A 22,513-nucleotide genomic window follows, 5' to 3' on the forward strand; every position below is an offset into this window, starting at 1 on the left:
TTAGACTAAGCATAGATAACAGATTGTTTACGTATGTTCAGGAAATGAAACCAGCTTTTCTAATCTTCGCTTTGCTACTTGTTTTGGTAGGTCATGATTCAGAAGCCCGAGAATATAATCGGGCCATGTGCATTTTATTAAAACAACAAATGTCACAGTTTGACCACGCTCGCAATCACCCAAGCTATCGCAACGCGAGTCGTGAATATAACAATAACTGTTTAAACTTGGACCAAAAGCAACCTCAACAAAGCGCACAGCCAAAACCAACAACGCAAATTGACACCAGCACAGCAAAGAATACCGTCGATGAGCCCCTAACGTCGACCGAAGCACCATCGGAAAAAAGTGCTGAGCCACAAGATACCGCTGAAAATGCGCAGCTTTCAGCACAGCCAGAACAACAGCCAGCTAAAATCGCGGAAACTGAAATACAGACAACGCCAGTCGAGCCCCAAACGCAGCCAACAATTCAACCGCGTACACCCGCACCTGTCACTCAAAGTAATGCAAGCGACACGATGCAATATAGCGACAATCCACTTATTGCTCTGGCCTTCCCTGCTTTGGTTTGTCTAGTGGTATTGGGTGTGGGTATCGCCTTGTTACTCGCTGTACGAGGGAATAATGAAGATCAACCTCGCGTAGTTAAACCAAAAGGCTCTGGTAATGCCAAACCAATCCCGGTGCAAAAACCACAAGGTTTGAAAAAAGCATGGACCAGAATGGCGAAGAAAGGACCAGCTACACTCGATCCCCTGCTTTACAGTAAATTTTGCGCAATTCCAGTGCCCCTTGCTAACACCTCAAAAGCGGTGGCCATCGAACAGTTACTCATCAGTCAATTCGGGGTTTTCTTGGTCTCGCAGCCAAAAGCCCAAGGAGATATATACGGCAGTGCCAAGGCCCAACAATGGACAGCAAAAAGCATCGACGATGAGGAAAAATTCTCTAACCCTATCTCCGAGTTAGAAGCGCAAGCGCAAGCGATTGCGCAGTCGTTCGAAATTTCGTCTTCAGATATCCACCCAATAGTAATCTTCGATAACGAAGCAAAATTTAAGTCTGACATGCCAGCATATGTGATGCATAAAGAAGACTTCATAGATTATGTATCAAGCATTAGTGAGCCAATCTACACCGAAGATCAACTCTCTGAATTCAAAGATAAAGTTAAGCAAATGCTGTCTATGGGCAATAATGCGGCTCTTGGACCTACAACAACTAAAGGGCTTATTGAAGAAGCAAAGCAACAAGCTGAGCAACAAGCTGAGCAACAAGCTGAGCAACAAGCTGAGCAACAAGCTGAGCAACAAGCTGAGCAACCGCAAGCTAACGAATTGAACGAACAGGTGCAATCAACATCACCTACAGAATCTGTTAATGATGAGGATGATTCACATCCCCAATCACAGAATGTTTCGCCCTTTATGCGACCTGTGAAAACTCCCACTGAAGTGACAGAGAGCAACGACCCTGTACAACAGACGGCGCAAATTCATCCGTTTGTGAAAAAAGAAAATGAGCCCAGTGTCGTTGAACACAAACAAGAATCACCTTCTACCCCTGAGCCTGATGCTACACCGAGTTTTACTGATAATGCTCAGGATTGGTCGAGCATGTCTGATGAAGAATTCTTAGCGTATTTAGACCAAGCTAACGGCAGTAAAGCGCCTACCAACAATGATGATACAGCCCCGGCGAGCGACAGTGCCAACAGCGAAGTCCCTACTGATACGGAAAATAACAAGTCCATTTCTGACACTAACTTGACGCAACCGGTTGAAGACGATCAAAGTCATATTGAGTCACCAGCTTCGTATAAAGCACAAGAGCCTGAAGCTGAATTAAAGTCGAGCGATCCACTCGATGACTTTGACCCAAGCAAACCGCTGATCGATCACGAGTTCGATTCTGTCGATGATTTTCAGCCACCTGTTAGTGAACAGCAACAAGAAAGTGCGCAATTCACTGATGAACATACGATGGCTCAAGACTCGCCAACGCTTCCTCAAACCAATTTGAGCAAGGCAAGGGATATTGACGAGCTCACTTCTGAAGAGCCTGATTTTCTAGCCACAAGCACATCTCAAGATACGCTAAAAGAAGAAGAGCTTGATGACTTTGACCCAAGCAAACCACTGATCACTGACGACCAATTCGATGATGACTTGCTCAAAGATGATCTAGAAGTGGATGATTTAGCCAAGCCCACTGCGGATACAAGCATCATCACTGATGAAGATACTATCGATGAGCAATCATCTCCAGTGCCAACATCATCTGGGGAGCCTGAATTAGAGTCGTTGCAGCTACAAACTACGGGCGACCAATCATTAGATGAGGCGCTTGCCGAACTAGAATCAGCAATACAGCAAGAACAGCGCGAAAAAGTGAACGAAACCGATAGCAAAGCGGATAATCCTGAAAGTGATGAAGATGACCAAGATAAAAAGGACAAACCCAACCCATTTGCCAACCTATCACTGGATCCAAGCTTCAAACCTCAAGAAGAGCGCATAGATATCGGTGCGGGTCCGTTAGACGATCAAAAACCAAAGCGTTAATATGTTACTGTGCATCTAATTCGTTTAGATTGGGTTAATGCGCAGTACTTTAAAATGCCGCCTATACTTTATAAAGTCGATGACTCTTGGGGATACCAGTGGCTGATCTTTTTGAGCTAAACCTTACGCTAACCAATCCAAAACTCAGGTACACATCTAAGTTAAACGCTATCGTGAAAACAGCGGCTAACTGTGTTCCTCAAGCCGATATAACCAGTTTATGGGTGTGCGATGAAGACACCTCAGCCATTATCTGTATTGCCCGTTTCGACAAGCATAGTGATGAATTTTCTAGCGGCGGCGTAATCAGTAAAGAAAGTGCTCAGGTCTATTTTGACGCGATTCAGAAGCATGATTTTCTAGCTATCGAACAAGCCCGTGAACACCCATTTACTAAAGACATGAATTACGAGTATTTCATTCCGGCGGGTATTCACTCTTTGCTTGACTACGTTCTGCATGACAACTTCAAACCTAAAGGGGTGTTGTGTTGTGAAGCTCGCACGGAAGTACCAAAGTGGCAAGACGATGAAAAAGCGGTACTAAAACGAATCGCTAATAGCAGCTCAATGTTCTTCGACCTCTCGGCTTACGAAAGAGAGTGTGGTTAAAAAAGAGAGCTCTTGCTCAAAAATAACGATCACCACCTCCATAGGAGGTGGTTTAAGACTGACAATAAAAAACGCCCCTAAAGGGGCGTTTTTTGTTCTGCGGCCACGCATAATTAATGGCGGCGGCTAATAATCTCTACAATCTCCAAGCTGTTTTCTAGCAGCCTAAACACGTCTCCATGCATATCCACAATGATGTGTCCGTGGCGGTCACGGCGTAAAATTCTACCATGACGATATGTGTCGTAATCTAACCGGTGGCCTACACGCCAATAGCCATCGTGACGGCGGTGACTATGATGATCGCAACGATAATGGCGGCGATCATAATGATATCCGTAATAGTCATCGTGGCGATGTTTATCACGTTTGTGCTTTTTATGACGTTTGTGTTTTCTATCCCTATCACCATGGTGATCATGCATTTTTTTAGCGTGGCCCGGCGGAGTAAAATGCTCCGGCTTAGCCATTGCTTGCTCTAATGGCGCTAAACAAAATAGTGCTGCGCCAATACAAAGTGTAGTGAGTCGCATATCGACCTCCTTTTTCGGTCTCATGACCTATTTGTAATATGCTTACTCTAGTGTGGCGACAATGAACCTTAGCTAAACCGTCAAGTTCTTTACACTTTTTTACACTCGTAATTAGGTGTAGGAAAATTTCATGTGTTTTTAGCAAATCACTGAGTATTAACTATACTTTTGTACTATTTTAATTACATAGAGTCCTTAATAGTAATACCAAGTTATTGGACTTATCGACTTCACTATTTCGGGTATGTATGGAATCTACCGCTACTAACATGCTGCTTTTATTCGACTGTAAAGGGATTTGCAGTGCAGTGTTTCCGCAATGTTTTAAACATCACATCGGCCATCATTTTGATTCTTTTAAGTTTGTTGACTGCAGCAACACGCTGGTTGCCGAACATTTGCAAAGAGATGAGCTGTATAGTGTAAAAGTGACGTGTGACAATAAAGCTTTCAAAGGCGAAGTTCGTACCTGCTGTGGTGAACAAGTGCATATCATGGCATCCCTAAAAGTATGTGAAACTCAATATCACAAACTTAGTAGCGCCGAACGGCTACGCACCATTCTAGAGAGCACAGAAGCAGGAACATGGGAGTGGAATTTTCAAACTGGCGAGCTCACTCTGAGTGAACGTTGGGCAGAAATCATCGGATATACACTTGAGGAATTGTCACCAGTTTCGATTGAAACCTGGCTACAGGTCGCCCACCCAGACGATTTAGTCCGCTCGGATGAAGCAATTAAACGACACTGCAGTGGTCTTGACGATGTTTATCGATGCGACGTAAGAATGAAGCACAAACAGGGCCACTGGGTGTGGGTTCGAGATTGCGGGCGTATTGCCACTTACACTTCTGACCACAAACCCGAATGGATCACAGGTACGCATATTGATATTACCGACAGGGTCAATACCATTAACGAGCTTGAAAAAGTGCGCAACGAGCTAAATTCAATCATAGACAGTGTGCCTGCAGCTATTTTCAAAAGCGAGCTCAACGACCACGAAGGCTTTAACTACATCTCCCAACAAATTGAGCATATTACAGGCTATGGTACGCATTGCGTATCGCACAATAGCGCTTGGTGGTTAGAACAAATTCACGCTCAAGACAGAGAAGCAATGCAAGCCGAATTTAACCACTGGCAAAGCAAAGGTGCTGTTGGCGTATGTAAATACAACTACCGATTTCGCCACCAGCAAGGCCATTATGTGTGGCTAAGCGAACACCTGCAACGGGTCAAAAAGCCTGCGCTTTTTGATAGCGAAAAGGAATTAATCGTAGGCTCAATTTTTGATAAAAGCGAGAGCATCAGCTTAAATGCGCGCATGGATGCACTGGCGCAAATCATCCCAGGGATGCTGTATCAATTTGTGCTCACAGAATCACGCTCGTGGCACCTTCTTTATGCCAGCGAGGGCATTAAACGTGTATTTGAATTAACGCCCGAACAGGCCATACGCAGCCCAACAATAATGTTATCGAAAATTGCCCATGAAGACAGGGAGACCCTGCTTGATGCCATCATTAACTCCGCCAACCAGCTTGAAGACCTACAGTGCGAATTTAAAGTGATGCTGGGCGATAGCCACAAATGGCTATTTGCGCATGCTATCCCTGAGCGTCAGAGTAATGGCGATATCATGTGGACCGGTATGATGATAGATATCACCGAACGCAAACAACTTGAGCTGAGATTGCGAGAAGAATCAACCACCGATCCACTCACCGGCTTATACAACCGCCGCTATTTCTTCGAACAACTTAACGTCAAGCTGAGCCAAAGTGAACGTGAGCAACAGCCTCTGTCACTCATCATCCTCGACTTGGACTTTTTCAAACAAATCAATGACCAATATGGTCATGACTGTGGCGACACTGTGCTAAAAACAGTCTCACAAGCAATTTTAAGTGTCATGCGAAAATACGATGTTGTTGCTCGTATCGGGGGAGAAGAGTTCAGTATTATCCTACCCAACACACCTTTGCACTATGGGATGAATGTTGCAGAGAAAGTACGTGAACAAATACAAAACACCTGTATTAGTCACCATGATTTAGATTTACACATTACGGCAACACTTGGTGTCGCAAGCACGGAGCAAACCGGCGAGAGTATAGATGCACTATTTAAGTTGGCTGATAATTGCTTGTATCAAGGAAAAGATCAAACCAGAAACTGTGTCATTAGCCCAATGCAACCTCTGACACAGCCCTCAAACTAAGTTAAAGTAAGTTTCCATCCTCGTCATAAGCGACTAGACGTAACCCATCAGGATCCACTTCATCGCTACTAGGAACCCACTTATTCATACAAGCAGGGTCAACCGTGCACGGATCTGTTAATGTAGCTAGAAATGCGAGTAGATCATCAAGTTGGTCTTTTTCAATAGATGCCCTAGGCAATAAGGATTTTTCCTGATCTTGTAGTCTCGCTAATTGTGCTAATGCAAGTTCTGTATTTTCTTGCCAATGGGCATACTGAATGCCTGGCTGAACATCATCAGGCACATAATCCGCGACACTTTCACTCGGGTTGAAATGGTGTAATACCATGTCGCTCAGTTGCGTAAAGGCACCACTGTGACTCCAAGGCCCTGTTTGCATAACATTCAGTAAGGTCGGTGTTCTAAACGCATATTTGTCATCTTCGTCTTTTGTCTCTCGGAAACGACCGAAATCATCATCACCGTAGACCCCATCACCTTTACCGCGACCAATTTGTGGCACAGCGAGCACATGGAATGACTCATCAGAGAAAAAGCTTCCAGAGTGGCAACTAGCACAATCAAAACCGCCTTGGTTCTCAGACTTATAAAACAACAAAGCACCGCGCTTTGCTTGCTCACTAATAGCCTCTTTATCCCCGTTGAGATAAGCTGCCCATGGGTTCTCCACTAGTACCTGAGAGTTCTCATACGCGGCAATTGCCAAGGTGATGTTGTCAAACGTCAACAAACTAGCTGCGTCTGCTTGTGGTTGCTCTAACCCCTGACGAAAAGCCTCTAACCAGTTATTGATAGCCAACTCATTGGATGTACCGTTAAATCGTGCTGTTAATGCCCCGCGCAACTCTTCATTAGTACCTTGCTCAAAGGTAAAACCGCGCATTTCTTCCCTTGATGTAACTGGGAATCGAGCTTGGGCTTGAGCAAGAGACGTCCCAGCATTTGCATCTGCCTGACCTTTTGGTACATCTGGCGTACGCATGCTCCCTGAATCTCCTACCATCTCTATTCGACCATCGTGAAAGATACTCTTAGTGTAAAAAGCAATGTTAAACGTACTAGGTGAATTTCTTGGAACCGTAGGACCTGCATCATGGTGAACGCCATTTGCATCGTGCAAACGACCTGGACCAAGCAAATCCTGCTCCAGAGCTTCAACACCAACAGGTAAAACAAGTGCATCACCACCACCAAGGTTGGGATGATGACAACTAGCACAAGCTGTGTCCAAATTGCCACTCAGTGCTTTAGTAAAGAATAGATGCTTACCCAATTGTGCCAGCGGTGTCTCGATCAATACTCTATCCGATGGTGGCGTTAGTGCAGTGATCTGTTGTGTAGTAATAACACTTTGTAGCTCAAGCTCTACCATGGAGGCTTTAATTTCAGGGGGTTTTTCTTTGGCAGTATCATCTGAGTTACAAGCACCCAGTACAGAACATAAAGCTAAAGAGATGGCTATTTTAGTTTTCATTGTGCTTTCTCAAGAAGAAAATGGTTATTCGCTGTACGGTCACTTCCATGACCTATTCAGCAAACATTCAGAGAGCACTATAATAGTCTAGTTATCAAATTATTTACATATCTTTACATTACAGCATAAGTATTATTCTAATCTGGCTAGGAGAAATAAAGCCAAGGCGTTGCCTTGGCTTTAATTCTAGTTAGAGTGGTTCATTCACTTTAACGACCATTTTGCCGAAGTTACGACCATTAAGAACATCATTCAGTCCTTCTGGTGCGTTTTCCAGACCTTCAATTAAGTGCTCTTTGTACTTGATTTTGCCTTCATTCACCCACTGATGCATATCTTTGGCAAACTCTTCGTAACGATGACCGTAATCGTCATAAATGATAAAGCCTTTCATGGTCATTCGTTTAGAAAGCACTTTACCCATGAGCAATGCCATGCGATCTGGGCCATCTGGCAATTCAGTTGCATTGTATTGAGAGATAAGTCCACACACTGGAATACGTGCTTTGGTATTCAGAAGTGGGAGTACCGCATCAAAAACTTTGCCACCAACATTTTCAAAGTAAACATCGATGCCGTTGTTACACACTTTCGCTAATTGCGCAGCAAAATCATCCGCTTTGTGGTCAATGCACGCATCAAAGCCTAACTCTTCAACTACGTAACGGCACTTTTCCTCGCCTCCGGCAATACCAATAACTCTCGCCCCTTTGATTTTAGCGATTTGTCCTACGTTGGCACCAACCGCACCACTGGCCGCAGCTACAACAACAGTTTCACCGGCTTGCGGTTGGCCAATATCGAGTAACCCCATGTAAGCAGTAAAGCCAGGCATACCAAGTACGCCAAGCGCCCATGAAGGAAATGCTGGGTTCTTCCCTAGGTTGATAGCCATTTCACCTTTACTAATCGCATAGTCTTGCCAGCCGTTAATGGATAAAACCCAATCACCTTCGTTATATCCATCTAATTTAGATTCCACAACCTGCGCAACGGTTCCGCCAATCATTACTTCATCGATTGCCACGGGTTCAGCGTAAGATTCGGCATCACTCATGCGCCCACGCATGTAAGGGTCCAACGACAAGTAAACGGTACGCAGAAGCATCTCTCCTTGCTGCGGTGTTGGAATACTCACTTCTTGCAAGCGATAGTTCTCTGCTGTTGGTTCACCTACTGGGCGAGATTGTAAGACTATCTGACGGTTCTGTGTGCTCATGGAATTCTCCAGAATTTTTTGAATGATTACTCAAGTATAATAGGGGGCAATCTTTCGCTTTCAATACTAAAAGTAGTTATCTTTTGTAACCTTTGGCTGCACTCTCGCACAGAAACTCAGCGAAATTCACCTAAGTGACTTATTTTAGTCTTTTTTTGTTAACCAAAGCTTCAATCAAAATTAAGCTAAACGTAACAGTGACCTTTCATAATCGCCCCGAATTTAACTACAAATATTCGCATTTCGGGGAACAAAATGAACAAACAGCTAAAACTTAGCGCTCTGGCCACTTCAATATTGTGTGCCATGTCGATGAGCGCAAACGCTCAACAAACAAACACTCAATCTGACCAAGAAACGATTGAAGAAATTACCGTTGTTGGTAAGAGCGTTTCTTATGCAAACAACTCGGTAAGCCAAGACATGGTTAACCAACAATCAGCAATGACTAGTGCACTGGCAGTAATTGATAACTTACCGGGTGTGTTGGTCAATGAAGGCGACACTTTTGGCTCTGATGACTGGTCAACAACGGTGTCTATTCGTGGCTTTCAACTTTCTCTTGATGAACAACAAATCGGTATCACAGTCGATGGTATCGCCAACGGTAACTCGAACTATGGTGGTGGTGCCAAAGCCAACCGTTATATCGACACCGAAAACTTGGGCACAGTGGAGGTATCGCAAGGTACAGCGGATGTCGCATCACGTTCAAATGAAGCCCTTGGTGGCACTCTCAATTTCACCACCATGAACCCGGGTGAACAAGAGCGCCTGACTATCAGCCTAACTGGTGGTGATTTTGAAGCGAAGAAGTACTTTGCTCGTTATGAAACTGGCGAGTTGGCAAAAGATACCTATGCTTGGGTGAGTGTTTCGAGCAGCAGTAACTCAGATTGGGTGCAACAAGCCGCAAACAATGAACGCGACCATCTTGCGGCAAAACTCATTAGCCGTGTTGGTGAGATTGATTTAACGGCTTATGCTTCATATGACGATGTCGTAGAGGCCAACTATCAGCGTATCAATACAGCTCAGTTCAAAGCAGACCCAAGCTGGGATCGCTTAACGGATACTATCACAGGCATCCCTTATATTGACCAAGTCTATCGCAACGGGTGGCAAACACACCGCGAAAATACCTTTGCGTATGTTGACGCCGCTTACACAACCAATGAATTTGAAGTATCGGGTAACGTTTACTACCACAATAATTCAGGTCGCGGAGACTGGGTGCCACCTTACCTGGTAGACATCATTGATGACGGCGCTGGTAATGCCAATTCTGAACTAGCATCGAATACTGCATTTTTAGGCGGCGCGCCAATTGGCCGCATTTACTTCGTCAATAAAGATGGTGAGGCACTCTCACCAATCGCTGGTTGTGAGTCGAGCATTTCATTCCCTTATGGTGGCGCTGGTGCTGAATATGACCCAGCATGTTACGCAGCAGGCGCTATTCCTGTGGGTTCATATCGTCATACTCACTACGGTAAAGAGCGCTTTGGTATCAATGCTGATTTTGCATGGTACGGCCGTATCGGTGATATGGAAAACACCCTACGTGGTGGCTTGTGGTACGAAGACTACCAGCGTCAAGAATGGCGTGATTGGCACAAACGTATCGACGCACGCGTATCTTCAAACTTTGATGAAACCCCCTATTGGATTCAATACAGCCGCGAATTCAATGTCGATACCACCATGTTCTATCTCGAAGATGAATTAGATCTTGGCCTTGCGCGCGTGCGCTTAGGTGCCAAGAAGTTCTTAGTCGAGCTCGAAGGAGAAGACTTATTCGGTCAAAGCGCTGATGTGTCGGTGGATTCAGATTCGGATATATTGATCAGCGCCGGTGTTGTCATACCTATGCCTATTGAAGGTCTAGAGGCATTTGCGGGTTACGCAGAAAATTTCGCGGCAATTAAAGACAACGTTCTTGAACGCGATGCCTCTGCGCTTGAAAACATTGAACCAGAAACTGCTGAAAACATCGATCTAGGTCTGCGCTATGCATCGAACCTGTTTAACGCCAGCATCACTTACTATGACGTCAGCTTTGATAATCGTCTTAGCTTTATCGCGCCAGACTCACCTGATGGCATCGATTACTTGATAGGCACCAATGGCGGCTATGTAAATGTCGGTGGTATTGATTCAAGCGGTATCGAAGCGTCCGCAACTTGGTACATCACTAACGATTGGGGCCTATACGGTTCATACACCTATAACGACTCCGAATACACAGGCACGCTAGACGACTATCCAGCTGGCAATACAGTGTATGGTTCAGCCGAAGACTTGGCAGTACTAAGCCTTGATTGGGCACGTGGCAACTACTTTGCAGGTTTGTCTGGAAAATGGGTTGGCGATCGTTGGATGGATGCTGCCAACACCACACGTGTTGACGCCTACACAACGTTTGATTTCTATGCTGGTGTAAGCATTAGCTCGCCCATTCAAGGGGTGGAAGACATGGAGCTGCGCCTCACCATTAATAACCTAACTGATGAAAGCTACCTTGGCGGTATCTCAGGTCAATCTGCATGGATTGGCGCTCCACGCACGGCTGCGATTAACTTTAAGTTAGCGTTTTAATTTATATCGTTTTAGGCGGCCGAGTGCCGCCTATTTTTATAAGGAGGTTTTATGCGCAGCTTATTAACTGCACTGCTCATGCTAGGCAGCACGTGTGCCATTGCAGCGGATAATCTAGTGCTCGTCACTATTGATGGTGTGCGCTGGCAAGAGGTTTATCGTGGTTTAGATAACAGCCTAATCACTGAGGAAAACACACAAAACAGATCACAACTGTTGGCTGACTTTGACGCCCCAAGCGCCGAACAAAAACGCCAAAAGCTGATGCCATTTATTTGGGATACTCTAGCCAAACAAGGCACATTATTGGGTAATCGCGACCTAGGCAGTCACATGCAAGTCGCCAACCCCTGGTATTTCTCTTACCCAGGCTATAACGAAATTATCACAGGCCAAGTGGATGAGGGCATCAATAGCAACGATAAAATTGCCAACCCTCATATCAGCTTTATCGAATGGTTGAATAACCAAGATAAAAATAAAGGCAACAATGCCGCCTTTGCGAGTTGGGATGTCTTTCCTTATATATTCAACGAGCCGCGATCAAAGTTACATGTAAATGCTGGCTTTATGCCCGAAAAAACGCAAGACAGCGATACCCAACTACTCAATACCTTGCAAGAACAGATCCCCAGCCCGTGGGAAAGTGTCCGACTTGATGCATTCACTTACCACTTTGCCAAAAACTACATTCAAAGCCAGCAACCTAATGTGTTGTTTTTGGGGTTAGGTGAACCCGACGACTTCGCTCACAACGGCAATTATGAGCAGTATATTCGTGGCATTCATCGCAGCGACAAATTGATTGCTGACCTATGGAACACATTGCAAGCCATGCCTCAATACCGCGATAACACGGTTGTTTTGATCACCACAGATCATGGCCGTGGTAGCCATCTTGCGGATTGGCGGCATCACTCCTCAAAACGCGCGATTGAGAAAAAGTACCCCGCCATGCTTGAGCAATTCCCTAAAGGTATTGAGGGCTCTGAACATACTTGGCTCGCGGCTATTGGCCCAAATATCGCAGCAAATGGCGAATACAAAGCAAGCGATAACACCAATGCACAAATCGCCGCAACTGCACTGATGCTATTAGGGAAAGAGCCAAGCCAATACAGCGATAAAGTCGCTCCAGCAATTAACGAGGTGCTCAAATGAAAAAGCTCCTTGTCTGCGCCTTGCTCTGCGCATCTGTGGGCTCATCGTTAAGCAACATTACATTTGCTGGTGAAAACGAACACATCGAGCGTATTCGTTTCGGTTCTTGTAGCCATCAGTCCAAACCCATGCCAATTTTGGATGCCATTATCAAGGACCAGCCAGAGCTATTCATTTTCTTGGGGGATAACATCTATGGCGACACCGAAGATATGGCACTACTCAAGCGCAAGTACCAGCAACTCGGTGAGCAACCGGGAATAAAAGCCTTACGTGCACAAACTCAGACCATCGCCATCTGGGATGATCATGATTTTGGCGAAAATGATGCCGGCATGGAATACCCCAAAAAAGAAGCATCACGGCAAATCATGTTGGATTTTTGGCAAGAGCCCCAAGACTCCCCTCGCCGCACACGTAAAGATGGCATTTACACCTCGTATGAATATGGTGAAGGCGATAAGTTAGTGCGTGTGATCATGCCTGACTTACGCTGGAATCGCCCCGCTATCAATCATGTAAGTCACAGCGAATATGCTTTAAAGCGTAAGCCCAATAACCAAGGCCCCTATTCACCCAGTGAAGATGCCACTGCCAGTATGCTCGGTGAAACACAATGGCAATGGCTTGAAGCTGAGCTGAAAAAGCCCGCTGCAATTCGCATAATTGCTTCAAGCTTGCAGCTTTTACCTGAATTCACAGGTTGGGAGTCGTGGGCGAACTACCCGTATGACCGCACGCGCTTACTTGAGTTAATACGCCAAGAACAAATAGGTGGCGTGTTAATGATAAGCGGCGACACACACTGGGGAGAGCTATCCAAAGTAGAACAAACGGGTGCTTATCCGTTGTGGGAAGTCACAAGCTCAGGTTTGACTGAAAAGTGGAAACACGTGAGCCCCAACGAGCATCGCGTGGGTAATTTCACGAATGAGGTAAACTACGGCTTTATCGATATTGATTGGCAACAACCAGATCCAAGCGTGCACTTTGGTCTCAAAGATATAACAGGCAACACAGTCACTGGCAAAACCGTGCGCTTGTCCCAATTGCAGCCTACCCTGCTGTAACGATAAAAGGCTGTGTATACAGCCTTTTATTTTGCCAATACTTGCGCAGCGATGCACGGGTCGATAGGCTATAAAAAACTAGCAGTTGTTTATGACTATGGCGCTCAATCCAAATCTACCTTTGGTATATCACCCAAATTATTCGTTTAGCTTTGACCCAAACCATCGCTTTGTTATGAGCAAATTTGCGCGCCTTTACCATCACGTTAAAGACTTAGGGTTGATTGGCGATAACCTCCTTCAACCTGAGATTGGCTATCCTGATGACTTAGCCTTTATCCATTGTGATAACTATGTCCATGACCTTTGGCACAACCGCCTTGATGACAAAGCCATGCGCCGTATTGGTTTGCCTTGGTCTAAAAACCTCATGGCACGCACCTTTACCGCCCCGCTTGGCACCCTCAAAACGGCACGTCTAGCACTTGAACATGGGATTGCATGTCACCTTGCTGGTGGCACGCATCATGCCCACTATGACTTTGGTTCTGGGTATTGCATGGTTAATGACTTAGCGTTCGCAGCGCAAACCTTGATTCAATCGGGTGAAGTAACCAATGTGCTTATTTTCGATTTAGACGTGCACCAAGGTGATGGCACCGCAGCGATGTTACAGCATCAACCTTATGCGTTTACCTGCTCTATACACTGTGAGAAGAATTTTCCATTTAGAAAGTGTGCCAGTGATTTGGACATAGGTTTGCGCAATAACTTGGGTGATGATGAGTATTTAGCGATTGTCGATGAAACCTTATGCCACCTGCTAACAACGCTCAACCCAGATTTAGTGCTGTACGATGCCGGTGTTGATATCTGGCAAGAAGACGGCCTAGGCAAATTAGACATCAGTTGGCAGGGTATCGAGCGCCGTGACCACCTTGTTCTGAAACGCTGCCAACAACATAACACACCTGTAGCAACGGTTATTGGTGGTGGCTATGACAAAGACCATGCTCGCCTTGGAGCGCGTCATGCGATAGTGGTTGAGCAGGCTGCATTACTTTAATGACATTAGTCATTGCTAAGCAATTCACATTGACTTTAACTCCTAGTATTGTCAGATTTAAGTTATTGAGGATAAACGATCTTATGATACGAAGGAGTGCGCATGGCAAATTGGCTGGAAGCAGAAGTTACCCGAATTCACTGGTGGAGTGATAAGCTCTTTAGCTTAGTTGTTCACGCAGAAATTGCCCCCTTCAAAGCGGGACAATATACCAAGCTTGCGCTAGAAATAGGCAACAAACGAGTAGCCCGCGCTTATTCCTTTGTCAATCCACCGAGCAGTAATGAGCTCGAGTTCTATTTGATTCAAGTAGATGATGGTGCATTGTCAGAAGCGATGGCTAAACTCCAACCCGGTGACAATATAGCTATTGCCGAACAAGCCACTGGCTACTTTACCCTCGACGAAGTACCAAACTCAGAACAATTATGGATGCTCAGCACGGGCACGGCGATTGGCCCATTTTTATCTATGCTCCAAGAGCAAGAAGTATGGCAACAGTACCAAGATATCGTGCTGGTACACTGTGTGCGTACTAGCGAAGATCTCAGTTATCAAGCGCTGATAAAAGAAATACAGAATACACATCCTCAGTTAAAATATGTGCCTATTGTGACGCGAGAAGCAAACAGCACCGCACTGTCGCAACGTGTTCCAGAGTTGATAAAAAACGGTAAACTTTTTGATCACGTTCAGCTTGTGGCTAATCCCGAAGTGGCACAATTCATGATTTGCGGTAACCCCGACATGGTAAAAGACACCAGCCAATGCTTAGCGGATCTAGGTTATAGCCGAAATCGTCGGCGTAGTCCGGGGCAAATCACCGTTGAGCAGTATTGGTAAATCGAGGAAGTTTTATGAAACGCATGTGTTTATTTTTGTTAGCCATGTTAGGTAGCCACGCTGTTTTCGCAGCTGATAATGCAGTTACACAAGGCGAAAGCACACCTGAAATTGTCGAAAATCAACTCGATAAGAGCACTGCTAAAAAGCTCAATAAAGAACAACGTAATGCGGTGTCTATCGTTGACGCTGTTTCACAGGCATACAACGAGCAAGACATTGATCTATTTATCAGTTACTTCGCTGAAGATGTGTCGTTTTATATGTACCCTAACGAATTAATGTTTTCAGGAAAAGAACAGCTGATCGCCCGCTATGGGGTGATGTTCAAGAATTTGAAGTGCGTAAAAAGCACCCCGATTAAACGCATCGTTCATGGTAACTTTGTGATCGATCAAGAGCTATCTGAGTCATGCTCCAGTGACGCTAACGTTATCGACAAACGTGGTGAAGTTGTTGCTAGCTATGAAGTTGTAAATGGTTTAGTGAAACGGGTGTTGTTCTTTAAAGCGCCATCAAAGTAAATAGTTGTAGGTAAAAAGCGGCCAAAAAGCCGCTTTTTTAATGCTTAGCCATTAACGATTTCATTAAAGCTTTCATTGTCATGCAAACTTGCAAAAGCACTTTCATGCATCAACTCATTTCGTAAACTTGGCGAATACTCAAGGGCCATACGAATGTCAGCCATAGCGTCGCTATGCTGATGCTTCATGGCGTAGCCACACGCCCTTTGCCAATAGGCATAACCGTAATCTGAATCGATATCCAACGCTTGATTACACAATCCAATCGCTTGATTAGTATCACCCAGTTCAAGCAAAGCATCCGCTTTGTAGGCAATTGCTTCAACATCTTCTGGTTTGCGAGTCAGAATTTCATCGTAAATTTCAACTTTGTTGTTGTAATCACTTTCTAAGTTGGCACGCATCCACAATGAATGAATTTCATTGGTGATGGTGATTTTCTTTTGGTTATTGAGTATTTCTTCAGAGCGCTCGCGCAATTGACGCTCTAACCCAGCCAAACGTGACTCGTACTCTTCAGTAATCGCTTTCACTCGGGTGTTAACAATGTCTTCTACTTTGTTTTTTACGTCACGCAGTGAATTCCATCCCACCAATACGAGAATTGACACGGTAGCGGTAATCAAAATAAACAAATTGTTCATTGTATTCGCTGTGTAGCCAATTGCTCGGTCAGCTGTCTCTAGCTGCGCATGCGCTATTCTTTCAGCATATTCCGCACGTAACGCTTGCTGATCTTTGCGCACCGATTGCAACTCGTCCAAGATATATCGTTCGATCAAAGGGCGATACATGGGTTCTTGAAGTTGTGACACAGTTTGTTGTACTTGAGCTTGCTGCTGTGTTGTTAGTCCTTTGGCCTGCTGCTCTGGCAAAGTAATTTCACGCTGTTCATCTTTTGTAGAGGCATTCGCCCCAAAAGCGACCATCAACGTAAAACCAATGAGAAAATAACTTAGCCATTTGAGCATGCTTAGACCCTTAAAATATAAAATTGCGGCCTATATCATGCCAGCTTGCAAATCTCTTGCAATAAGATAGGCAAAAAAAAGCCAGCTACAAGAATAGCTGGCTAACCTGCTTAACAACAATAAAGGTTCAAAGGAACTTTAACAGGAGTGAATTTAAAAGGTACAACTTAGTCGCTGAACACATACTTAATTGATTTTGCTAAAAGATAATTTATAAACTAGTCTAATAACGAGTTCTCATTCGAGTAAAACTAGTGAAGTATCTGTTGTTGTTCTTGGCATTAATCAGCACACAAGGGTGGGCGATTGATCGAGTTAAAATCGTCACCGAAGACCTGCCGCCGCTAAGTTATAAAAACAATGAAGGTGAAGTAATTGGTGCCGCCACCAAGAGAGTAAGAGAACTCATGGCTCAAGCCCAGATAGACTATGACATCGCTATACTACCTTGGAAGCGTGCATTAAAGAGCACGTTAGAGGAACCCAATACACTTATCTACACCATTTTAAAAACCCCTCAACGTGAACACAACTTTGAGTGGTTTTGTCCAATAGCACGACCATTAAAAATATATCTTTACTCTTTGCCCGACAATTCACCCTCTCGTATGCAATCAATTGAAGATGCAAAGTCTTCTTTGGTAGGGGTCTCTCGCGGCTCAGTAGCACATGGGATTTTGCTTTCAAAAGGCTTCAAGGAGGGTCACAACTTAGTCGTGACAACAGGGATAGATGTCCTCAAGCAAAACCTTCAAAACGGTCGTTTGGACTATATTTTGGTTATCGATACCGCTGTAGCTGATATTCCTAATATCAGTAAAGTGCTACCGAATAGCTTTTCAACTGAATACATCCCCTGTTTAGCAATCAATAAAAACAGCGATGAAAAAATCAAAGAGCGTCTACGCTTAGCGTTTTCAAAACTGCCTGCCATAAATAATTAAAAAAACAATAAGTTATAAATTAAATTATTTTATCTGAAAGTATATTTTGGTCACTCTGGTCTTTTTTCTTGAGTGCTGAAAACGGCCGATTCACATTCAAACCATTCCGATAACCACATCGCCATTATTGCGATGTGAATGCTGCAATATACACAGTAATAATGAAGAGGATTTGAGATGAAATCGTTGCCAAAACTTACAATCGCAGGCGCAATTGTAGCTCTTGCACACAATGTAAATGCCGCCGAATTAGAAATCAGCGTACAGAACTTAACACACGGCATTTACTTCACGCCTTTACTGATCACCTCGCACAGCAATGAAGTACAACTCTTTAATGTTGCCGAAACGGCCAGCTCCGAGTTACAAGCGATGGCTGAAGGCGGTGCTATTGATGGCTTGATGGCATTAGCGTCAGGCGCCGGTGCCGACAACTTGGCCAATCCGGCCGGAGGCCTGTTGTCTCCAGGGCAAATCGCACAAGGCATGCTAAGTACAAGCGAAGGTAATACCCAGCTGTCATTAGTGGGGATGATGCTGCCAACCAATGATGGTTTTGTCGGCCTCAATAGTTGGACCTTGCCCACTGAGCCAGGCACATATCATGTTTACCTCAACGCGTACGATGCAGGTACTGAAGCCAATGATGAAATTCGCGGCGGCGGTGCACCGGGCACTCCAGGTATGCCTGTTCCCCCTCCCCTTGAACCAATGTTGGGCATGGGCGGAAGCGGTGTGACAAGCAGCATCGAAAACACCACTGTACACATCCACCCAGGTAATATAGGTGATGACGAAGCCGTGGCTGGACAAAGCGACGTGAGTAATACCGTGCACCGCTGGTTAAACCCAGTAGCAAAACTCACTGTCACAGTGCAATAGGAGGGATGTTTATGATGACCCTAATGCGACCCATAGTAAAAAACGCTGCGCTCGCTAGCCTTATACTCCTAGGCTTAATCGCCTGTGGTTCTGATAATGACGACATGGAAGTAACAACGCCACTTCCACCAGCCCCTGTTAACTACACCTATGAAATCACAGTAACAAATCTAACCAATGCCCAACCATTGAGTCCCATCGCAATCGCGCTACACCAAGCTGGGAACTTTTGGGTAGTGGGTGAAAGTGCCTCAAATGCGTTAGAAATGTTAGCTGAAGGAGGCGACAACTCTGCACTGTTAGCCGACTCCTCAGTGATAGCTAGCGCAACGAGCACTGCACCTTTGGGCTCAGGCGGGAGAGAAACCTTGAACGTGACAATTCAAGACATTAACGATGCCAAACTCACCGTTGCTACTATGTTGGTTAACACCAACGACGCATTTACGGGGGTGGATGCAGTAAGCCTCGCCTCTTTAAGTGTGGGCAGCTCTATGTCACTTTACGGTAACGTTTTTGACTCAGGTACTGAATTGAACAGCGAAGCCATTGGCACGATCCCAGGTCCTGCTGACAGCGGTGAAGGGTTTAATAAAGCTAGAGAGGACACCGGCTTTGTGTCTATGCATCCAGGTGTTGTTAGTATGGATGACGGGCTCACCGGTTCGGTACTCAGTGCAGCGCATAAATTCGATAACCCTGCAATCATGGTGAAAGTCACTCGTCTTGAGTAGGAATAACTGATTAAAAGTGAGGAGCTAACACTGCATGCTTAGCTCCTCGAATACGATAGCAGAACGCAAAAGCGTATTTCGGTTAAACGACTACCATCAGTTTGCCAGCGCTACAGGCCATGGCCCCATAGCTTTCACATCATTGAGCACCCGCACCAACATTTTGTGCGAACTACTGTTATGAGCCATAAGCTGCAATTGTTTAAATGGCATGATTGCCGCCTCCTTAGCTATATTTACAGCCAATTGCTCTGTAGCGATAAGCCGTCCTTGCACCCAAATTCTGTCCTGTGAATCAATCTGTATTTGCAAATTTTTTGCCTCACTTGGGTTTGCCAAGCTTGCCTTTGGGCGCTCAATATTCAAGCTATATGAGCGCGAAAATGTGGTCGTGACCACGAAAAATATCATAGGGTCTGTTGACCTTTGCTGTTTGTTTCTGCAGCAGCCTGAAGTGACTTTATACAAGGCAGAGCATGTGTGGTGTAGTTAGGTCTACACGAACTGCGATAACACAGTAGAAAGGCACTTCAGGCACTGCCCTACGGGTTCATCTAAATGCTTTATGCTCTTTGTTACTCGTTATTTACATAGAGCAACTATGCATCATAGCTCGCGTCGCGACCATAAAGCATTTAGATTGAACATAAAGTAAACCGCAAAGATAAACAGGCCCTGCCAAACATCACGTCTAACATAGGTGTCATATCTGCACTTGCATTGCCTTCAACCTGCATTTTTCTTTTCATATCCATTCCCTTTTCTTCTAGTCCTATTTAAAACTAGAACAGCAATGAAAAGATAAAGTTATAAAAACAAAGGAATATAATTTTATTTTTATGATATTTTTGTAAATACTTAATGGTAGATATCCGAACTTAGCCCCTACTCATCTCTAGACTCACCGAGGAGTGGTTTTATCGCTATTAATTAGCAATTAAAAAAGGAAAACAGATTGCACGACCCCGAGAACTCGAGACAAATTAACGAATTTAGTAATTGGTTTATTGCAGAAGTTTTTTATGTGCCATTAGAAGGGGGCTTTTTTGCTCTAGTGACGGATGAAAAAGAGCGCTTAATGCCATTAAATTTACCAAAAAACTACTGCCAACATGGCACAAAAGTAAGGGTGAAAGGCCAATTAAAAAACGACATTATGACCATTCAACAATGGGGTAGCCCTTTTCACATCGAAGCAATTGAGCTAATAGCACCTGCCCCAACCTCCACGCCTCACAACGATATATGAGCTTACAACCAAGAGCTTTTCATATCCTCAATCAACTCGTTTCGCTACAGCAATTAACACCTCATTGCGGCGCATGGAAGGGATTGTGAACGGACTATCATAACCCGCTGTTACAGGTTCTGAGAGGGCCATATAGTTATTCTGGGCAATCCATTTTTGTAATTCTTTTGTGTGCTTTACAACGCTACGCTCATTTATTGTACCGCTAAATTGAATTGCTGCTGCGGTGTAACCTTTAACCTCACTCACTACTAAGGTGGGGTCCAAAGGTTCGGGAGTTGTTTCCAGTGTGAATTTGCTAGGCATAACAAATGACATAATGCCACCGCCCTCACCTGCTGACATCAATACTGGAGCCGTCATAGCTATTTCCATTCCTTTTGCTTGGTTTTGCATAAAAACGGGCGCAGTCATCGCTATTTCCTTAGCCCCTTTATTGTTACCGGAAATATACCCAAAAAGTCGCCTAAAAGCGTTTGATTGCATGCTTGCAGATACTAACACCAAGGATTCATATGTTCGCACTTCTACGCGCGCTCCCTCATCTGCTGTTAGCAGTGTATAAGGGGCCGACTCTACCCCATTAACACCAAACACAGCACAGCCTGATAATAAAAACACCAAAGGAAGAACAAAAACGCGTTTCATTATTTCACTCCATTTCGACATTGAAGTTCCATACGCTCGAAAGTGTTATATGTATCAATTTACTTGTAATAAATACGCTTTAGTTGTGCACAGCCGAGTTGATAATCCTGTGTAGCTTGAATCTAGTGGGTGTTAGTTAGTCACTGCAAAACAATCATATTAAACACCTTATCCCTATATTGTTTGTAGTGCTTTGTAACAAAGCTTTCGTTTTCAGCAATGTGTAAATCACATAAGCTGAACACAACACATCAATAAGGAGCAATGATGAAAGACTTACAGAAACTAGTGGGAAGCTTGAACAAATCAGGCGCCCTTAGCGGCTTTCTTGGCGGCGTTGCAGGCGGTGGACTTACGAGCCTAGTAACGAGTAAAAAGGGTAAGAAAACAGGAAAGAAAGCACTAAAGTACGGCGCACTTGCTGCTGTGGGCGGCCTAGCTTGGAAAGCTTATCAGCAATACTCGCAAAAAAATGAATCCACTCAAGGCCAAGTACACAGAGACTTCGCCAACACAAGCGCTCGCGACAACCACAGTGGTCGAACGTTTGATTATACACCGTCGCATATGCCCGAGCAGAGCTTTGAGGAAGTGGTAGACGACAACAACGAGTCTGGGCAACTACTGCTCATGCGTGCAATGATTGCAGCTGCCTATGCTGATGGCCATATTGATGAGTTCGAGCGACAGAAGATCTTCGCCAGCGTTGAGCACATGGATTTGACTGTGAATGAAAAAGCCATGCTGTTTGACGAGTTACGAAAACCCATGATGCTCTCTGAACTTGTCGCAGCCGTACCAAACGCCCAAACAGGCATTGAAGTATACGCTGCCAGTGCCAGCGCCATTGACCTCAAACAACCTGTTTCTGGCCAGTATTTACAAGCTCTTGCTAACCAACTCTGCTTACCGCAAGAGTTAGTGAGCAGTATTCATAAAGAGCTTGGGGCACATATTACAATGTAATTACCTAATATACCCATAATCAAAAAACGGAACGGAAGTTTTATATAACTCCCGTTTCACCTTACTTTAAGGTAAAACGACATCAATTTGCGCACCTAATTTTATATGCTTTCCCGATTATCGTTTACTGGAATCTATATTTACTAAACCAAAACAGTGCACTCAATAAAATGGTCAAATTGCGACCCTGTACAAAAAAGATACACCGTGTAATATTAATACGAGTCCGTTTTGTGAATACAACACAAAGAGCACCACCAATACATTGTTCAAAGGAATGGAGAG

19 protein-coding genes are annotated in these 22,513 nt (G+C 44.6%); 13 read left to right on the forward strand and 6 right to left on the reverse strand.

Translation table 11 applies throughout. The annotated features are described in order from the left end of the window. The first annotated feature begins 44 nt into the window (after window positions 1–44). On the forward strand, window positions 45–2,567 hold the full coding sequence (locus V1358_RS08840) for an NERD domain-containing protein (protein ID WP_347393275.1): 2,523 nt from the start codon (window positions 45–47) through the stop codon (window positions 2,565–2,567). Between the two features lie 98 nt (window positions 2,568–2,665). Next, complete coding sequence (locus V1358_RS08845; protein ID WP_347393276.1) at window positions 2,666–3,178, forward strand: GAF domain-containing protein; 513 nt, start codon at window positions 2,666–2,668, stop codon at window positions 3,176–3,178. A gap of 113 nt (window positions 3,179–3,291) precedes the next feature. Here the strand turns inward: V1358_RS08845 and V1358_RS08850 are convergent, their stop codons facing one another. Then, on the reverse strand, window positions 3,292–3,711 hold the full coding sequence (locus tag V1358_RS08850; protein ID WP_347393277.1) for a hypothetical protein: 420 nt from the start codon (window positions 3,709–3,711) through the stop codon (window positions 3,292–3,294). 248 nt (window positions 3,712–3,959) lie between these two features. On the opposite strand from V1358_RS08850, the gene V1358_RS08855 reads away from it, so the two are divergent. Next, window positions 3,960–5,936, forward strand: a complete 1,977-nt coding sequence (locus V1358_RS08855; protein WP_347393278.1) for a GGDEF domain-containing protein — start codon at window positions 3,960–3,962, stop codon at window positions 5,934–5,936. Window position 5,937: 1 nt separating this feature from the next. Here V1358_RS08855 and V1358_RS08860 read toward each other — a convergent pair whose 3' ends face one another. Both V1358_RS08860 and curA read right to left on the reverse strand, forming a co-directional pair. Beyond that, window positions 5,938–7,413 (reverse strand): cytochrome c peroxidase, encoded by a 1,476-nt coding sequence (locus V1358_RS08860; RefSeq protein ID WP_347393279.1) that lies wholly within the window; start codon window positions 7,411–7,413, stop codon window positions 5,938–5,940. A gap of 190 nt (window positions 7,414–7,603) precedes the next feature. Further along, window positions 7,604–8,632: an NADPH-dependent curcumin/dihydrocurcumin reductase gene (gene curA / locus V1358_RS08865; protein WP_347393280.1), complete on the reverse strand. Its 1,029-nt coding sequence runs from the start codon at window positions 8,630–8,632 to the stop codon at window positions 7,604–7,606. Window positions 8,633–8,938: 306 nt separating this feature from the next. Between curA and V1358_RS08870 the strand changes: the two genes are divergently transcribed. The 6 genes from V1358_RS08870 (at window position 8,939) to V1358_RS08895 (ending at window position 15,834) form a co-directional block, all read left to right on the forward strand. Beyond that, entirely contained in the window at window positions 8,939–11,230 is a 2,292-nt protein-coding gene (locus tag V1358_RS08870; protein WP_440589882.1) for a TonB-dependent receptor domain-containing protein, read from the forward strand. Between the two features lie 51 nt (window positions 11,231–11,281). Then, window positions 11,282–12,391, forward strand: coding sequence for an alkaline phosphatase family protein (locus V1358_RS08875; RefSeq protein WP_347393282.1), 1,110 nt, complete (start codon window positions 11,282–11,284; stop codon window positions 12,389–12,391). Continuing rightward, on the forward strand, window positions 12,388–13,461 hold the full coding sequence (locus V1358_RS08880; protein WP_347393283.1) for an alkaline phosphatase D family protein: 1,074 nt from the start codon (window positions 12,388–12,390) through the stop codon (window positions 13,459–13,461). The genes V1358_RS08875 and V1358_RS08880 overlap by 4 nt, the downstream gene beginning before the upstream one ends. 97 nt (window positions 13,462–13,558) lie before the next feature. Continuing rightward, window positions 13,559–14,467, forward strand: a complete 909-nt coding sequence (locus tag V1358_RS08885; RefSeq protein WP_347393484.1) for a histone deacetylase family protein — start codon at window positions 13,559–13,561, stop codon at window positions 14,465–14,467. 102 nt (window positions 14,468–14,569) lie between these two features. Beyond that, window positions 14,570–15,310, forward strand: a complete 741-nt coding sequence (locus V1358_RS08890) for a ferredoxin--NADP reductase (RefSeq protein WP_347393284.1) — start codon at window positions 14,570–14,572, stop codon at window positions 15,308–15,310. 14 nt (window positions 15,311–15,324) lie between these two features. Then, entirely contained in the window at window positions 15,325–15,834 is a 510-nt protein-coding gene (locus V1358_RS08895) for a nuclear transport factor 2 family protein (RefSeq protein WP_347393285.1), read from the forward strand. A 44-nt stretch (window positions 15,835–15,878) separates the two neighbouring features. Here V1358_RS08895 and V1358_RS08900 read toward each other — a convergent pair whose 3' ends face one another. Beyond that, window positions 15,879–16,763 (reverse strand): tetratricopeptide repeat protein, encoded by an 885-nt coding sequence (locus V1358_RS08900; protein ID WP_440589702.1) that lies wholly within the window; start codon window positions 16,761–16,763, stop codon window positions 15,879–15,881. Window positions 16,764–17,080: 317 nt separating this feature from the next. Between V1358_RS08900 and V1358_RS08905 the strand changes: the two genes are divergently transcribed. The 3 genes from V1358_RS08905 (at window position 17,081) to V1358_RS08915 (ending at window position 19,365) form a co-directional block, all read left to right on the forward strand. Then, window positions 17,081–17,749, forward strand: a complete 669-nt coding sequence (locus V1358_RS08905) for a substrate-binding periplasmic protein (RefSeq protein WP_347393286.1) — start codon at window positions 17,081–17,083, stop codon at window positions 17,747–17,749. A 177-nt stretch (window positions 17,750–17,926) separates the two neighbouring features. After that, a complete protein-coding gene (locus tag V1358_RS08910) occupies window positions 17,927–18,631 on the forward strand; it encodes a spondin domain-containing protein (RefSeq protein WP_347393287.1) in 705 nt (234 codons plus the stop codon). 11 nt (window positions 18,632–18,642) lie between these two features. Beyond that, a complete protein-coding gene (locus V1358_RS08915) occupies window positions 18,643–19,365 on the forward strand; it encodes a spondin domain-containing protein (protein ID WP_347393288.1) in 723 nt (240 codons plus the stop codon). Between the two features lie 96 nt (window positions 19,366–19,461). Here V1358_RS08915 and V1358_RS08920 read toward each other — a convergent pair whose 3' ends face one another. Both V1358_RS08920 and V1358_RS08925 read right to left on the reverse strand, forming a co-directional pair. After that, window positions 19,462–19,776 (reverse strand): ExbD/TolR family protein, encoded by a 315-nt coding sequence (locus tag V1358_RS08920; RefSeq protein WP_347393289.1) that lies wholly within the window; start codon window positions 19,774–19,776, stop codon window positions 19,462–19,464. Between the two features lie 865 nt (window positions 19,777–20,641). Further along, window positions 20,642–21,262: an SOUL family heme-binding protein gene (locus tag V1358_RS08925; RefSeq protein WP_347393290.1), complete on the reverse strand. Its 621-nt coding sequence runs from the start codon at window positions 21,260–21,262 to the stop codon at window positions 20,642–20,644. A 267-nt stretch (window positions 21,263–21,529) separates the two neighbouring features. Here V1358_RS08925 and V1358_RS08930 point away from each other — a divergent pair, with 267 nt between their 5' ends. Next, complete coding sequence (locus V1358_RS08930) at window positions 21,530–22,228, forward strand: tellurite resistance TerB family protein (protein WP_347393291.1); 699 nt, start codon at window positions 21,530–21,532, stop codon at window positions 22,226–22,228. The last annotated feature ends 285 nt before the right edge of the window (window positions 22,229–22,513 follow it).

The organism is Pseudoalteromonas pernae, from assembly GCF_039831865.1.
Classification (GTDB): Bacteria; Pseudomonadota; Gammaproteobacteria; order Enterobacterales; family Alteromonadaceae; genus Pseudoalteromonas; species Pseudoalteromonas pernae.

Excerpts from the sequence above, each read along its gene's own strand:
- V1358_RS08910 (WP_347393287.1), top strand. The coding sequence starts at position 17,927 with ATGAAATCGTTGCCAAAACTTACAATCGCAGGCGCAATTGTAGCTCTT.
- V1358_RS08915 (WP_347393288.1), top strand. The coding sequence starts at position 18,643 with ATGATGACCCTAATGCGACCCATAGTAAAAAACGCTGCGCTCGCTAGC.
- V1358_RS08880 (WP_347393283.1), top strand. The coding sequence starts at position 12,388 with ATGAAAAAGCTCCTTGTCTGCGCCTTGCTCTGCGCATCTGTGGGCTCA.
- curA (WP_347393280.1), bottom strand. The coding sequence starts at position 8,632 with ATGAGCACACAGAACCGTCAGATAGTCTTACAATCTCGCCCAGTAGGT.
- V1358_RS08895 (WP_347393285.1), top strand. The coding sequence starts at position 15,325 with ATGAAACGCATGTGTTTATTTTTGTTAGCCATGTTAGGTAGCCACGCT.
- V1358_RS08875 (WP_347393282.1), top strand. The coding sequence starts at position 11,282 with ATGCGCAGCTTATTAACTGCACTGCTCATGCTAGGCAGCACGTGTGCC.
- V1358_RS08890 (WP_347393284.1), top strand. The coding sequence starts at position 14,570 with ATGGCAAATTGGCTGGAAGCAGAAGTTACCCGAATTCACTGGTGGAGT.
- V1358_RS08925 (WP_347393290.1), bottom strand. The coding sequence starts at position 21,262 with ATGAAACGCGTTTTTGTTCTTCCTTTGGTGTTTTTATTATCAGGCTGT.
- V1358_RS08930 (WP_347393291.1), top strand. The coding sequence starts at position 21,530 with ATGAAAGACTTACAGAAACTAGTGGGAAGCTTGAACAAATCAGGCGCC.
- V1358_RS08870 (WP_440589882.1), top strand. The coding sequence starts at position 8,939 with ATGTCGATGAGCGCAAACGCTCAACAAACAAACACTCAATCTGACCAA.
- V1358_RS08840 (WP_347393275.1), top strand. The coding sequence starts at position 45 with ATGAAACCAGCTTTTCTAATCTTCGCTTTGCTACTTGTTTTGGTAGGT.
- V1358_RS08850 (WP_347393277.1), bottom strand. The coding sequence starts at position 3,711 with ATGCGACTCACTACACTTTGTATTGGCGCAGCACTATTTTGTTTAGCG.
- V1358_RS08885 (WP_347393484.1), top strand. The coding sequence starts at position 13,559 with ATGGCGCTCAATCCAAATCTACCTTTGGTATATCACCCAAATTATTCG.
- V1358_RS08855 (WP_347393278.1), top strand. The coding sequence starts at position 3,960 with ATGGAATCTACCGCTACTAACATGCTGCTTTTATTCGACTGTAAAGGG.
- V1358_RS08900 (WP_440589702.1), bottom strand. The coding sequence starts at position 16,763 with ATGGTCGCTTTTGGGGCGAATGCCTCTACAAAAGATGAACAGCGTGAA.
- V1358_RS08860 (WP_347393279.1), bottom strand. The coding sequence starts at position 7,413 with ATGAAAACTAAAATAGCCATCTCTTTAGCTTTATGTTCTGTACTGGGT.
- V1358_RS08920 (WP_347393289.1), bottom strand. The coding sequence starts at position 19,776 with ATGATATTTTTCGTGGTCACGACCACATTTTCGCGCTCATATAGCTTG.